Annotated in this window: 16 protein-coding genes; all 16 read right to left on the minus strand. The window is 51.1% G+C overall.

Annotation, left to right across the window (positions count from 1 at the left end):
* Window positions 1-53: 53 nt before the first annotated feature.
* The 16 genes from trpA to DX130_RS09710 all read right to left on the minus strand — a co-directional run bounded on the left by trpA (window position 54) and on the right by DX130_RS09710 (window position 13,752).
* Window positions 54-860, minus strand: coding sequence for a tryptophan synthase subunit alpha (gene trpA, locus DX130_RS09640; protein WP_116044731.1), 807 nt, complete (start codon window positions 858-860; stop codon window positions 54-56).
* Window positions 857-2,053 (minus strand): tryptophan synthase subunit beta, encoded by a 1,197-nt coding sequence (trpB, locus tag DX130_RS09645; RefSeq protein ID WP_116044734.1) that lies wholly within the window; start codon window positions 2,051-2,053, stop codon window positions 857-859. The genes trpA and trpB overlap by 4 nt, the downstream gene beginning before the upstream one ends.
* Window positions 2,050-2,736 (minus strand): phosphoribosylanthranilate isomerase, encoded by a 687-nt coding sequence (locus tag DX130_RS09650; protein ID WP_116044736.1) that lies wholly within the window; start codon window positions 2,734-2,736, stop codon window positions 2,050-2,052. Before DX130_RS09650 ends, trpB begins: the two co-directional genes overlap by 4 nt.
* The gene (gene trpC, locus DX130_RS09655; RefSeq protein ID WP_116044737.1) at window positions 2,733-3,530 is read right to left on the minus strand and encodes an indole-3-glycerol phosphate synthase TrpC; all 798 of its coding nucleotides are present in this window, start codon (window positions 3,528-3,530) and stop codon (window positions 2,733-2,735) included. The genes DX130_RS09650 and trpC overlap by 4 nt, the downstream gene beginning before the upstream one ends.
* A complete protein-coding gene (trpD, locus tag DX130_RS09660; RefSeq protein WP_116044739.1) occupies window positions 3,520-4,563 on the minus strand; it encodes an anthranilate phosphoribosyltransferase in 1,044 nt (347 codons plus the stop codon). The genes trpC and trpD overlap by 11 nt, the downstream gene beginning before the upstream one ends.
* 2 nt (window positions 4,564-4,565) lie before the next feature.
* Window positions 4,566-6,134, minus strand: coding sequence for an anthranilate synthase component I (trpE, locus tag DX130_RS09665; RefSeq protein ID WP_116044740.1), 1,569 nt, complete (start codon window positions 6,132-6,134; stop codon window positions 4,566-4,568).
* A gap of 326 nt (window positions 6,135-6,460) precedes the next feature.
* On the minus strand, window positions 6,461-6,832 hold the full coding sequence (aroH, locus tag DX130_RS09670; protein WP_116044742.1) for a chorismate mutase: 372 nt from the start codon (window positions 6,830-6,832) through the stop codon (window positions 6,461-6,463).
* The gene (gene aroB, locus DX130_RS09675) at window positions 6,829-7,932 is read right to left on the minus strand and encodes a 3-dehydroquinate synthase (protein ID WP_116044744.1); all 1,104 of its coding nucleotides are present in this window, start codon (window positions 7,930-7,932) and stop codon (window positions 6,829-6,831) included. The genes aroH and aroB overlap by 4 nt, the downstream gene beginning before the upstream one ends.
* Before the next feature lie 236 nt (window positions 7,933-8,168).
* A complete protein-coding gene (locus tag DX130_RS26415; protein WP_165861087.1) occupies window positions 8,169-8,339 on the minus strand; it encodes a hypothetical protein in 171 nt (56 codons plus the stop codon).
* Window positions 8,340-8,406: 67 nt separating this feature from the next.
* Complete coding sequence (locus DX130_RS09680) at window positions 8,407-9,186, minus strand: CheR family methyltransferase (RefSeq protein ID WP_116044746.1); 780 nt, start codon at window positions 9,184-9,186, stop codon at window positions 8,407-8,409.
* A gap of 29 nt (window positions 9,187-9,215) precedes the next feature.
* Window positions 9,216-9,659, minus strand: a complete 444-nt coding sequence (gene ndk, locus DX130_RS09685; RefSeq protein WP_116044747.1) for a nucleoside-diphosphate kinase — start codon at window positions 9,657-9,659, stop codon at window positions 9,216-9,218.
* Between the two features lie 36 nt (window positions 9,660-9,695).
* Window positions 9,696-10,670: a polyprenyl synthetase family protein gene (locus tag DX130_RS09690; protein ID WP_116044749.1), complete on the minus strand. Its 975-nt coding sequence runs from the start codon at window positions 10,668-10,670 to the stop codon at window positions 9,696-9,698.
* Complete coding sequence (locus DX130_RS09695; RefSeq protein ID WP_240644378.1) at window positions 10,667-11,527, minus strand: menaquinone biosynthesis protein; 861 nt, start codon at window positions 11,525-11,527, stop codon at window positions 10,667-10,669. The genes DX130_RS09690 and DX130_RS09695 overlap by 4 nt, the downstream gene beginning before the upstream one ends.
* Window positions 11,490-12,164: a UbiX family flavin prenyltransferase gene (locus DX130_RS09700; RefSeq protein ID WP_206098784.1), complete on the minus strand. Its 675-nt coding sequence runs from the start codon at window positions 12,162-12,164 to the stop codon at window positions 11,490-11,492. The genes DX130_RS09695 and DX130_RS09700 overlap by 38 nt, the downstream gene beginning before the upstream one ends.
* On the minus strand, window positions 12,158-13,033 hold the full coding sequence (locus DX130_RS09705) for a UbiA-like polyprenyltransferase (protein WP_116044753.1): 876 nt from the start codon (window positions 13,031-13,033) through the stop codon (window positions 12,158-12,160). The genes DX130_RS09700 and DX130_RS09705 overlap by 7 nt, the downstream gene beginning before the upstream one ends.
* The gene (locus tag DX130_RS09710) at window positions 13,030-13,752 is read right to left on the minus strand and encodes a demethylmenaquinone methyltransferase (protein WP_116044755.1); all 723 of its coding nucleotides are present in this window, start codon (window positions 13,750-13,752) and stop codon (window positions 13,030-13,032) included. Before DX130_RS09710 ends, DX130_RS09705 begins: the two co-directional genes overlap by 4 nt.
* Window positions 13,753-13,756: the final 4 nt, after the last annotated feature.

The following is a 13,756-nucleotide window of genomic DNA, read 5'->3' on the forward strand; positions in this document are numbered from 1 at the left end:
AACCGCTCCTTAAGCAACGCTGGCTGCTCAAGGGGCGGTGATTAAAAACAAGATTATCCTTTAAGCGAAGATACGAACTCACCAACTGCTGCAAGCCCTTCCGCTCTTGTCTCTTCCTTCTCCAGCAAAGGAAGCGCCTCTTCAATCTTCCTCACAATAGCGCTACCTACGATGACCGCATCGCATTGCCGCTCAAACCGCGCTACTTGCTCGCGACTGGAAATGCCGAAGCCGATTCCGATCGGCAAGTCAGTCGAAGCTCTCACTGTGTCCAAAAACTCATCGATGCCCGTGTGAAAGTCTGAGCGAACACCGGTAACGCCCAGTGAGGACACACAGTAGACGAAGCCGCGAGCCTTGCGGGAGATGCGTGCCACTCTATCATTGGAAGTCGGTGCGACCAAAGGGATAAGATGGATGTGATGCGCCTCCGATAAGGCGCGAACTTCCTCGTCTTCTTCAATCGGCAAATCTGGAATAATAAGTCCGCTAATGCCTTTGCTCTTCACAAGTTCGAAGAACGGCTCCAGGCCAAATTGGAATACTGGATTATAATAGGTGAATAAAATAAGCGGAATCTTCACGCCTTCCTCTCGCGCCTGTGCGGCAAGATCGATACAATCCAACAGCGTGATATGGCTTCGCAGCGCCCGCTCCGAAGCCCGCTGAATGACTGGACCGTCCGCCAGCGGGTCGGAATACGGTACGCCAAGCTCGATCATATCGGCGCCTGATTGTTCAAGCTGCTTAATGATAGCAAGCGTAGTAGGAAGATCGGGATCGCCGACAGTCAGGAATGGAATAAGCGCGGTGCGCCCCTCCTTCTTCAACCTGGCGAATGATTGGTCAATGAGATTCATTGGCTTTGACCTCCCAGATAACCCATAATAGCTTCCACGTCTTTATCGCCGCGTCCTGACAAGTTAACAACGACGATCTGGTCCTTGCCAAGCGTTGGCGCTAGCTTTAGAGTCTGAGCGATAGCATGTGCCGACTCCAGCGCCGGAATAATACCCTCTGTGCGGGACAGCAATTGTAGCGCCTCCAATGCCTCGGCATCTGTAATCGGCACGTAATCCGCTCTTCCCGAATCCTTCAAATAGGCGTGTTCAGGTCCGATGCCGGGATAATCCAGCCCTGCTGATATAGAATGTGCAGGCTGCACTTGCCCATGCTGATCTTGCAGCACGTAGCTCAGCGAGCCCTGGAATATTCCATGACGGCCCTTGGTCATCGTAGCGGCATGTTCCTCCGTCTCTACACCTTTGCCTGCAGCTTCAACGCCTAGCAATCGTACGCCCTCATCTTGAACGAAAGGATAGAAAATGCCCATTGCATTGCTTCCGCCGCCAACAGCAGCGACTACATAGTCAGGCAGTCTGCCTTCTTCCTTCAAGATCTGCTCGCGAGCCTCATCGCCGATAATGCGCTGGAAGTCGCGTACCATCATCGGATACGGATGCGGGCCTGTTACGGAACCCAGAATGTAGAACGTATCGTTCACATGACTAACCCAATAACGCAGAGTTTCGTTGCATGCATCTTTCAGCGTGCGTGTGCCGGAAGTGACCGGAACAACCTCGCTACCCAGTAGATTCATACGGAAAACGTTCAGTTGCTGACGCTTCATATCCTCTTCACCCATGAATACCTTGCACTCTAGCCCTAGCAACGCAGCAATGGTCGCCGATGCTACGCCATGCTGGCCTGCGCCGGTCTCGGCAATAATCTTCGTCTTGCCCATTCGTTTCGCAAGTACGCCTTGTCCGATTGTATTGTTGATTTTATGCGCACCGGTATGATTGAGGTCTTCGCGCTTCAGATATACTTTGGCGCCGCCCAGTTGCTCGCTCAAGCGCTTTGCATAGTATAAAGAAGTCGGACGACCTGAGTATTTATAAAGCAGCTCCCGCACTTCCGCTTGGAAGTCAGTGTCCTTGGAATAATGGGTATAAGCCTCCTCCAACTCAAGGAGTGCGTTCATTAGTGTCTCCGGCACATATCGGCCGCCGAACTTGCCGAATCTGCCGCTTGCGTCAGGTACTTGTATCATGCTTCTCTCACCCTTCTAACAAATAATCTGATCTTCTCGATATCTTTCTGTCCATCCGTCTCTACTCCGCTGGAGACATCTACTCCATGGGGCTTGTACTTGTGCAGCAGTTCCTGCACATTGTCTGCATGCAAGCCCCCGGCTACATATAGTGGCAAGCCAAAGGAGTCTGCCGAACGTTTATAAGCCTCGATAACCGACCAATTGAACGGCTGTCCCGTACCGCCGCCCGGCGCATCAATCAATAGGGCATCCACAACACCCGCATAGGGAGCCAATCGCTTCTCCGCCTCATCAGCCTCTGGAGAAGAGGAGTCAGCTTCCGGCTCAGGCCGAATAGAGAACACTCTCCAGATCGCCGTCCCCGGAAATCTTCTTCTCAGCTCGGCACAATATGCCGGCGTCTCTTGTCCATGCAATTGTACAACATCAAGCGGAGCGACGGCCAGAATAGCAGCCATCTCATCCAAACTTGCATTGACAAATACGCCAACCGCATCGGGACGAGCATCACGGTCATTACGTATTTGATGAATCGATTCGATTAGCAGAGAAGCCGTTTCTTTGCTCACCTGGCGTTTACTTGGGGCGAATAAGAGGCCCACCTCATCAATTGATAACCCATCCATTGCTTGTATGGTCGCTTGATCCCGCAAGCCGCATATTTTGACGCGCACACTCATGAATGAACCGCACCCATCAAATCGCGCACCGCTTCACTTACATCCTGCTGACGCATGAAGTGTTCTCCGATCAGCACGCCGTGAGCGCCTACTGATTGCAAGTAGTCCATATCTTTACGGCTTGCAATCCCGCTCTCGCTAATGATTGTCACATCTTGTGGGATCATGCCGATCAGCTTTTCCGTCGTGGCGAGATCAGTCACAAAGGATCTAAGATCGCGATTATTAATGCCGATCAAAGAAGCCCTGTCCATTTCCAGCACAGTGGTCAGCTCTGCCGCGTCATGGACCTCAACCAGCACGTCCATGCCAAGCGACTTGGCCAAGTCATGGAATTCTTCCAACTGCGCTTTCGTTAGAATGGCGGCAATGAGCAATATCGCATCCGCTCCAATGACACGGGCTTCATAAATTTGCCGAAAATCAATAATAAAATCTTTGCGAAGCAACGGAATGCCCACCGATTGTTTCACAAGTTTTAAATAATCGTTCGATCCCTGAAAATAATCCCGATCCGTCAGCACCGATATGCAGTCGGCACCGGCTGCTTCATAGGATTGTGCCAGTAATGACGGTTCAAAATCCGCACGAATAAGTCCTTTGGAAGGCGAAGCCTTCTTTACTTCCGCGATCAAGCCCATGCCGCGCTTGCGGCGGTTGCTCTGCAATGCCGCTTCAAAGCCGCGGCAAGCGGGCAGTTCATCAATGATGCCTTCATATTCGGACAAGTGGAAGGCTGCAGACAACGCTTCAACTTCCGCTTGTTTGGTAGCTACGATTTTATCAAGAAACATGTGCCAACTCTCCTGTCGTTTGAATAAGCTCTTCCAGCTTGGCTTGCGCTTTGCCAGAATCAATGACTTCTGCTGCCAATTCGACTCCTTCACGGTGCGTTGCGGAATGCCCGCCAATATAAATGCATGCCCCTGCATTAGCAAGGACGATATCCCGGTAGGCTCCACGCTCCTCGCCACGGAATATAGCACGTATCAGCTCGGCATTGACATGCGCTTCACCGCCTTGCACGTCTTCAATGGCATATCTCGTCAGACCCAAGTCCTCCGGTTCGATATGATAAGTCGACACGATACCCTCTCTCAGCTCCGAAATTTGGGTCGGGGCAGATATGCTGATCTCATCCAGCCCGTCATGGCTGCTGACAACAAGCGCACGTTTTAGACCAAGCTCACCCAGCACCTCTGCAATCGTCTCCGTGCGCGAACGGTCATACAGGCCAAGCAGCTGGCGATCGGCACCAGCCGGATTCGTCAGCGGGCCCAGCATATTGAAGATCGTTCGAATGCCCAGTTCCTTACGGGGGCCGGCGGAATGCTTCATGGACGGATGATAATGCTGCGCAAACATGAAGCAAATACCAATGTCATTCAGACAGGCTGCAGCCTGCTCGGGAGACAGTGCGATCTGGACGCCAAGCGCCTCCAGTACGTCTGCGCTGCCGGTCTTGCCGGACATGGCACGGTTGCCATGCTTGGCAACACGGATACCTGCTGCGGAGGCGATAATGGAAGATGCTGTAGAAATATTGAACTTATGAATGCCGGAGCCGCCTGTACCGCATGTATCCAGCAGTCCCTTCTGCTCTGTCTGAACTCTGCTGGAAAATTGACGCATCACCTGGGCGAAGCCTGTTATTTCATCTTTGCTTTCGCCTTTCATACGCAGCGCGGTTGCGATCGCCCCGATCTGCGAGCCCGTTGCCTCACCGCTCATAATGACCGACATTACCGCAGAAGCTTCTTCTTTGGTTAAGTGCTCACCGCCAATCACTTTGTTTAATGCCGCTTGCATCGTCATCATTCCGCTCATCGTCAGCCGCGCCCCTCTCCGGTATGAATTTCGTAATCCGTATTGATCGCTGTGCTTCTCGTCTGACTTGCTTCCGGCTTGCGGAAGCTCGCTTCCGCCGCTCTGATCGCCTTAAGCATGCCTTTGGCCTTATTCACCGTCTCCATATACTCGTTCTCCGGAACGGAATCCCATACGATGCCCGCCCCGCTCTGAACGTAAGCCTTGCCATGCTTGAATATAATGGTCCGAATCGTAATACAGGTATCCATCGATCCGCCGAAGCCCAGATAGCCGATTGCCCCTGCATAGGCGCCGCGAGCTTCATTCTCCAGCTCCGCAATAATTTGCATTGCTCTCAGCTTTGGTGCGCCGGATACCGTGCCTGCCGGCAGGCAGGATATAAAGGCGTCGAAAAAATCTTTGTCCTGCCGAAGCTTGCCCGATACGTTCGATACAATATGCATGACATGGGAGTATCGCTCAATCTCCATAAAGGAATCACAACGAACAGAGCCAAATTCCGATACGCGGCCGATATCGTTGCGGCCCAGATCGACAAGCATCAGATGCTCCGCTCTTTCCTTCTCATCCGCCAGAAGCTCCAGCTCCAACTCCTTATCCTGCTCGGGTGTGGCGCCTCTCGGTCTTGTGCCGGCAATTGGTCTAGTTTCTACCCGATCATTCGCTACCTTCACCAAAGCTTCCGGAGACGTACCTACTATCACTTCTTCCCCCATTTTCAAATAATACATATAAGGGGAAGGATTCATCGTGCGAAGCACACGATAGACGAGCAGCGGATTAATGTCAGTATCAATGCTGAAGCGCTGTGATAGAACAACCTGAAAGATATCTCCGGCTTTTATATATTCCTTCGCCTTGTCGACATTCGCTATAAATTGATCCTTCGTCAAATTCGACTGTACATCCCCAAGCTCAGGATCATGAGGTATAGGGGATACAGGCGACACACTATTTGGAACCGGCTGCTTCAAACGGTCGATCGTCGCATCCATTCTCGCCACTGTTGCATTGTAAGCCGTCTCGATCTGACCGTCTGTTGCGCCGGGCTCGATATGAACGTTGCCGATAATTTGCAGTTGCTGCTTGAAGTGATCGAATACAATAACCTGATCGCAGAACATGAACTGCATATCGTTCATTTGCAGATCGTCTATGCGGTGGGCTGGCAGCTTCTCGTAATATTGGAGCAGATCATATCCGAAGAAGCCGATCGCGCCTCCCGTGAAGGGAGGCAATTCACTTGATGACGGACTGCGGAAGGAACGAAGCTTCGCTTTGAGCAGCTCAATCGGTTTCTCTCGCAGAATCGTCTTCTCGCCTTTATGTTCCAGTACTAGCTCCCCATGCTTGCCGTACAGCTTCATGAATGGATCCGTTCCGATGAAAGAATATCTCGCCCACTTGGCCCCGCCCTCGACGCTCTCCAGCAGGAAGGCATGATCTTCCTCAGCAAAATGCTGGAACAGCCGGATCGGCGTCTCCGTATCCGCCATTTCATAACGTACAATCGGTATCAAATTATAGCTTCCAGCCAGCCCAATTACGCGTTTCAATTCATTCGTCATCTATAACGACCTCCATCAATAGTGTCGGCGAGAACCGTATAATCAAAAAAGCCCCTGCCGCAGCAGGAGCTTAGAATGTATCGATGATAGCGCGCTGTGCCCTATAGGTACCCACCAATCACATCGATGCGGTAAAGCGGAACAGCAAACGGGTACAAAAAGTTGTACCGAGTACATGCTCGACTTAACCAACAGCTATGATCTTATGGGGCTTGCCCTACGGCAACTCACTCAACTCTTCTCATCTCAACTCAGCTAAAAACCTACTCGACTATTCTCATCTATTGCATTAACTATATAATATCGGGGCCGAATGCGTCAACCCGTTATTTTGACTTCGACAAATCCGGTCGAAGCGCTTGCGCGCCACGCAGATAGACATGGCGAATGTCTGCTTGCGACTTCTCCGTATTGGCCAAAACCATGACGCGGATGCAGCGTTCCAGACTTCCCTTCACCGGAACTTCCAGCGCACACATAAGCGGCACCAGCTCCCATCCCTCCAGTTGTCTGATCGACTGAGCAGGGAACGTCTCGTTCAGATCATTCGTCACCGTAATCAAGACGCTGCAAATATCAGCAGGGTCCAATTCGTTCTGAGCAACAAGATCCTTCACCATCTCCAGCGTTGCGCTTGCAATCTGTTGTCCGTCGTTCGCCTCAACCGTTATCGCACCACGTATTCCGCGTACACTCATAGCTGTTCAACCTCCAATTTTAGTTCTTCTACAATTTCTCTCACCCAAGCTACCGGTACATCTGACTTAATCTCGACTTCTCCGATTGCACTCGGAACGATAAAGACCATCGTCCCTTCCGCAAATTTCTTATCATGCATCATCGCTTCCATAATCGCATCGACATCGAAGTGTTCCGGAAGCGCGGTTGGCAATTCGCATTTCGCCAGCACTCGTTTGGTCGTGGTGTACACTTCCTCGGGCGCTCCGTACCGGACGCCAAGCTTGGCTGAACCAACCATGCCAATCGCTATTGCTTCACCGTGCTGAAGTCCATTGTAGCCGCCAACCGCTTCAATCGCATGACCGATCGTATGCCCCAGGTTTAGAATAGCTCTCAGTCCATTTTCCCTTTCATCCTGTGAAACGACTGACGCCTTTACGCTGCATCCGTTGTGAAGCGCATAACCAAGGCTATCCGCATCAAGTGCAAGCAGCCTGTCAGCATGATCCTCGCACCACTGTACGAAAGAGGCATCCCAGATCAGTCCGTGCTTGACCACTTCGGACAGGCCGGAGCGAACCTCGCGCGGCGGAAGCGTCTGCAGCAGGTTCAAGTCGTATAATACAAATTCAGGCTGATGGAACGCGCCTATTATATTTTTGGCCTTCGGATGGTTGACTGCAACCTTGCCCCCAACGCTGCTGTCATGCGCCAGAATCGTAGTCGGGATCTGCACGAATTTGACACCGCGCATAAAGGAGGCCGCCACGAATCCTGCCAAATCGCCTACAACGCCTCCGCCAAGCGCTACAATCGTTGATTTTCGATCCAGTCCGGCATCCAGCGCTTTCGCAATTAGCTCTTCGAGCATAGACAGCGACTTGGAGCCCTCTCCCGACGGAACAACCGCGCTAAATGCTTTGAATCCGCCCCCTTGCAGCCTCTCCTCAAGAAAGGCAAGATGCAGCGGCGCAATATTCGTATCCGTAATAATGAGCAGTGGAGATTTATTGCTGATTCCGTGCTTGGAAAAATAAGTATCCGCCTCGTTCAAGAGGCCTTCGCCAATATAGATATGATAAGAACGTTCACCAAGGTCTACCGTAAGTTCCCGCATCGTCTAGTACCGCCCCTATTGTTTAAAATAGTTGTTACACTCCAGCGCGAGCTCGTACTCCCATACGCCCGCTGTAAGGTTAAGCCCGAAACATCTTTGCTCATTATAGTACAGCCCTGCTGGTTTGACAAGAAATCTCATCGCTCCAGAAAACCGATTAATGACCGTTAATACAGCAAAAGACCGGGTTCCCAATTCATAAGAATCAGGAGTCCCGGTCCCTTCGGCTGGCCTTGCTACTGGCTTTTGACAGCCGGCTGCTCAAGGCGATTGCTGCTATCATACAAGTGATTGGCATCATCCGCGATTTTGGCCGCTTGCCTGCTGTCTACGCCGATGATTTGCGCGCATTCCTGTATCGTTAGAAACCCGCGGCGATACGCTGCGATCACTTGGCGCTTGTCCATCTCCAGTCTCCTTCCAAACATCTATGCTAAGATTAGTATAGGAGAAGATGGAAACTGCTATACATCGTTACACGCGTCGATAGAAGAAAGTATCCGCCGTCTCGAACCCATATTGCGCGGGAGAGAAGATCTGTTCCGTACTGCCGACGAAGAGAATCCCACCTGGCTTCAGCGCTTCAGAGAACTTATGATACAAGCCATGTTTGGCTTCTTCGGTAAAATAGATCATGACATTCCGGCACACGATCAAATCATAACCGGAATCAAATCGATCATGCAGCAGGTTGCCCTGTTTGAACTGCACTGCCCTCTTCAGCTCATCCGCTATACGATAAGCCCCTTGATCCGGCTTGAAGTAACGGGTCCGTAAGGCTGCCGGCACATCTCTAAGCGACCGTTCCAGATAGATGCCTTCCTTCGCTTTCTCCAGAACGTTGTTATCCAGATCCGTTGCTGCAAGCGTCGTCTTGCTCATGGCGCCTAGCTCGGACAATATCATGGCAAGCGTGTATGGCTCCTCGCCTGTCGAACATGCAGCACTCCAAATTTTCATGCGGGAACTCGCATTCATCATCTCCGGAAGGAAACGCTCTCGAAGGACTTCCCATCTTGCAGGATTCCGCCAAAATTCGGATACGTTAATGGTCATCCGGTCCAAAAACTCGTTCAGCAGGGCACGGTTTTGTTCAATTGCCTCGTAATAAGCTTGAAAAGTCGTAAAACCGTTTTTCATCCGAAGCGTCGTCAGTCTTCGCTTCATTTGGACTTCCTTGTACTGCGAAAGATCAATATCTGTCTTGCGCTTAATGCGCGTTATAAATTGTGAAAAGTCTTGATCTTCAGACATAACGGCAGCCTCCATCGTTTGCGGCTGGCTTATACCCAGCGTTGAATCGTATGCTCGTAAGCCACAAGCTCCTCGGACCCGAAAAAGATGCCGATTTCCCGTTCCGCATTAGCCGCGGAGTCGGAGCCGTGAATCAGATTGAAGTTGGTGTGTACCGCAAAGTCGGAACGAATCGTTCCCGGCGCCGCGTCCAGCGCATCGGTCTTGCCGATTAGCGCCCGCGAAAGCGCGATAACATTGTCGCCGCTCCACACCATCGCGAATACAGGACCAGACGTAATGAACTCCAGCAGCGGCTCATAAAACGACTTGCCTTTATGTTCCGCATAATGAATTTCTGCGCGCTCACGTGTAATTTGCATAAATTTGGCCCCCGACAATTGAAGCCCTTTTCTTTCGAAGCGCGATACGATCTCACCAATTAATCCGCGTTGAACGCCATCAGGCTTAATCATCAGAAACGTTCTCTCCATGTTGCAAATCATCCCTTCCAGCACCAGAATAATGAATTAATAGTTTCGCTTCCCGACAAAATGCGCGATATCGGTAAGATTCTTTTTCGCCGTATAATCGGGTAATCCTTCTAATGCCTTCAAAGCTTTCTGTATGTAACGACTAGCCAGCTCGTCCGCCAGGTCTCCGCCTACGCTGTTGCGAATAATGGAGATAGCCCGCTTCGTATCCGGAAATCCTTCGTGTGCTCGAATGGCGCGAATTTCATGCAGCAGCGGCTCTCTTGCGCCGGGATCGCGCAGAGCCAGAATAACCGGCAGTGTAATATTGCCTTGTCGGATATCGGAGCCTGGCGGCTTGCCTATCTGCTTCTCCGTGCCGTACAGATCAAGAAGATCGTCGCGAATCTGGAAAGCCATTCCGATATTGTATCCGAATCTGTACAGTCGGTTGGCTGTCAGCCGGTCAGCGTTGGATGCAATCGCGCCAAGCTGACAACTAATGGCGATGAGCAGCGCTGTTTTTCTGCGAATCCGCAGCAAATAATTGCGAACCGTTTGTTCGGTATTGAAAAAATCTCTAATTTGCTCCATCTCTCCAATACACATCTCAACAAGCGCCTTGGACAGAATTTGATGAATGTGCGGATTCGGAAGCTGTGTCGCAATCGTCAGCGCCTTGCCATGAATGTAATCTCCCGTATACATCGCAATCCGATTATCCCACTTGGACTTTACGGTCAATTGACCGCGTCTTGTCTCTGCATCGTCAATAACGTCATCATGGACAAGCGATGCCATATGGATCAATTCCAGCGGCACGGCCACCCGCTTTAGCACATCCAAATTGTACTCGCCGAATTTTCCCGCCAGAAGCACGATGACGGGACGCAAGCGTTTGCCGCCAGCTTTAAGCAAGTGTGTCGAAGTGTCGCTAAGCAGAGCGTGATCATCCATCACACTCCGCTCCAGCTCTCTTTCGATTTGATTCAGATCGCCTTTCATTTTTGCGTACAGTTCTAATAGTTTCATTCCTTCACCCTTTGGGGAGATTGGTATTCATAAAATGTCAGCCGTGCCTCATGCGAGAGCAAGTTAAGCTCACGCGCATAACGGAAATAGAGGGATAACCCCGCTTGCAGCTTATCGCCAAAATCATATTGCAACGAACGGAAGTAAGTCTCCCAGTAAGAAGACTCTCCGCCAATAGTTGCGCACGCGCGCTCGATCAGCGGTCTTGTGTCATGCTGGTTATGCTTCTTGGCGGCTAACAACGCTTCATATACCGCTCGCAACTCGCCTTCATACTTCTCGACTGCAGACCGACGCGCAGCGACAACGGCATAGGCCATACCAAGCCCTGTCCAGTTATTCCATAACTCTCCCAGATCGAGCACATGCAGCCCCTCTGAATGCCAGGAAGCCGTTATCGCCGGATCACCGATCAGAAGCGCAGCATCGGAATCCTTCAGCATGGTCTTCAAATCAGGCTCGGCCCGAACATATTCGGGCTCAATCTCGAACCGCATTGCCATGATGATCTTAAGCAAATTTATCGTTGTCTCAGTAGTAGTCGTCACCGCAATCTTGCGCGGTTTGCACTTCTCCAGAGGTTCCTTCATAAACAATAGAAGCGAATGGACCCGACCAATGGAACCGACCGACAGGCCTGGCATCAGTACGTAATCGTCACAATACTGACCATATGAAAAGGACGAAATAGCCGAGATGTCCAATTCCCCGGCGCTCAGCAAGCGGTTCAGTTCCGAGGGTACACGCGCAATCATCTCATAGTCCAAACCATCTACCTGACGTTCGAAGCCCTTGAACAGGGGCCAAGCATTAGCATAGTCAATCTCCCCGATGGTGATCCGATGCAGGTTGCTCATTATGCTCATCTCCCCATCTTCTGTACAAATCATGCTCTATATCTACGTTGTCCAGTACTTTTCCTACCAGGAAATTAATCATTTCATCCATGGATTGTGGCTTGTAATAAAAACCCGGCATGGCGGGTACAATGCGTACGCCAAGTCTAGCAAGCGTAAGCATGTTCTCCAGATGAATCGCATGCAGAGGCGTCTCACGCGGCACAAGCAGCAACTTGCGGCCTTCCTTAAGCATAACGTCAGCTGCTCGCGCCATCAAGTTGTTGGAGGCACCATGTGCAATCGAGGATAGCGTTCCCATAGAGCATGGCATAATCAACATGCCCTCTACCCGGAACGAACCGCTTGCAATCGAAGCGCCGATGTTGGCATTAGGATGGTAGATCAGCTTGCCCCGCTTGGCATATTCTGCGAAGGCCCGATCGAGCGTCTCCGCCCTGCGGGCCGTCTCCCAGCCCAACTCTTCCTTCAATACACGCCAGCCCGCTTCAGTAACAATCAGATGGACCTCGAAGTCCTTTTCCAGCAGCTCTTCAACTAATCGGATACCATAGATGGCACCGCTGGCGCCGGTAATACCGACTACCCATCTTTTTCTTCGGACTTCTTTCACAGCTGTCTCTTGAGCGTCTACCATTGTCTAAGCACCACCAAATCTGCGATGGTGAAGACGAACAGCACGACGCTAAGCGTACCATTCATGCCAAAAAACGCGGTGGGCACACGAGACAAATCATGCGGCTTCACCATCCAATGCTGATAGAACAACAAAGCGATGGAGAGCAGCGCGCCGAATAGATACAGCCAGCTAAGCCCAGTCATCCAGAACAGGGTAACAAACCCCAAAGCGGTAACTGTATGCAGCGATCTCGCGATCCATAGAGAACCGGAGATGCCAAAACGCGCCGGAATGGAATGCAGGCCAGCGTCGCGATCATATTCATAATCCTGTGTCGCATAAATGATATCGAATCCCGCAATCCATAGCGCGACCGTACCATAGAGAAGCCATGCCGAGAGATCGAACTGTCCTGTCACGGCTACCCATCCCCCGAGCGGGGAGAGTGCGATGGTCAAGCCCAGCACGATGTGGCACAGCCAGGTAAACCGTTTGGTGTAGGAATAGATAACAAGGAAAAAGACCGCAATCGGCATCAGTTTCATGGAAATCGGCGCCAGATTAGCCGCTGCCCAGAACAGGAGGGCAAATGAAACGATAATAAACAGCAGCACTTCGACCGACTTCAGCAAGCCGGCTGGCAGCGCACGATCCTTTGTGCGCGGATTCCGAAGGTCTATCGCCTTGTCAATCAGACGATTAAGGCTCATAGCTGCACTGCGGGCTCCGAACATCGCCATCGAGATCCAGCCGATTTCACTCCAGGACGGAAGCCTCTGCTCCATTACAACCGCACCTAGCAAGGCTCCCATAAAAGCGAAGGGCAATGCGAATACGGTATGTTCAAACTTAATCATTTCCAGTATAATGCGTAGTTTGCGTGTCATTGCTGAACATCTCTTCCCTTCATACCTCTGTGCAAAGCGGCGATACCGCCGAAGAAAAGTCGCACATCCACTTCTTTCATATCCGCTTGGCGGTAGAGCTCTGTCAATTGTTTGGAATCAGGGAACAGCTTCAGCGAATCAGGAAGCCATTGGTATTCCTTGAATCTACCTGCAACCAACTTGCCAAACCATGGCATAATGCGTTCGAAATAAAAATAATAAATGCTCTTGAATGGTTGCCATGTCGGCTTGGACAGCTCCAAGCAGACAACTTGTCCGCCGGGTTTTACTACCCGTTTCATTTCTTTCAATACTTGCAAGTAGTCCGGTACATTGCGAAGGCCGAAGCCCACTGTTACATAATCAAAGCTGTTGTCCTCGAATGGCAGGCTCATCGCATTGCCTTGTACCAACTCGATCTGGTCATTCAAGCCCAGCTTTTTCACCTTTTTCTCCCCGACATCCAACATATTCTGGCTGAAATCGAGGCCCACAATACGCCCTGTTCCGCTGGCTTTGGCCAAATCGATGGTCCAATCGCAAGTACCGCAGCAGATGTCCAGTGCCGACTGTCCGTGCTGAACATTCATACGCTCCATCGTATACTTGCGCCAAGCCTTGTGTCTGCGGAAGCTAATAATATCATTCATTAAATCGTATTTGGGTGCTATGGTCTCGAATAAGCCATGCACATGGTTTTTTGAATTCGTGTTGTCCATATCC

The sequence above is a fragment of the Paenibacillus paeoniae genome (genome assembly GCF_003388735.1).
GTDB classification, from domain to species: domain Bacteria; phylum Bacillota; class Bacilli; order Paenibacillales; family Paenibacillaceae; genus Pristimantibacillus; species Pristimantibacillus paeoniae.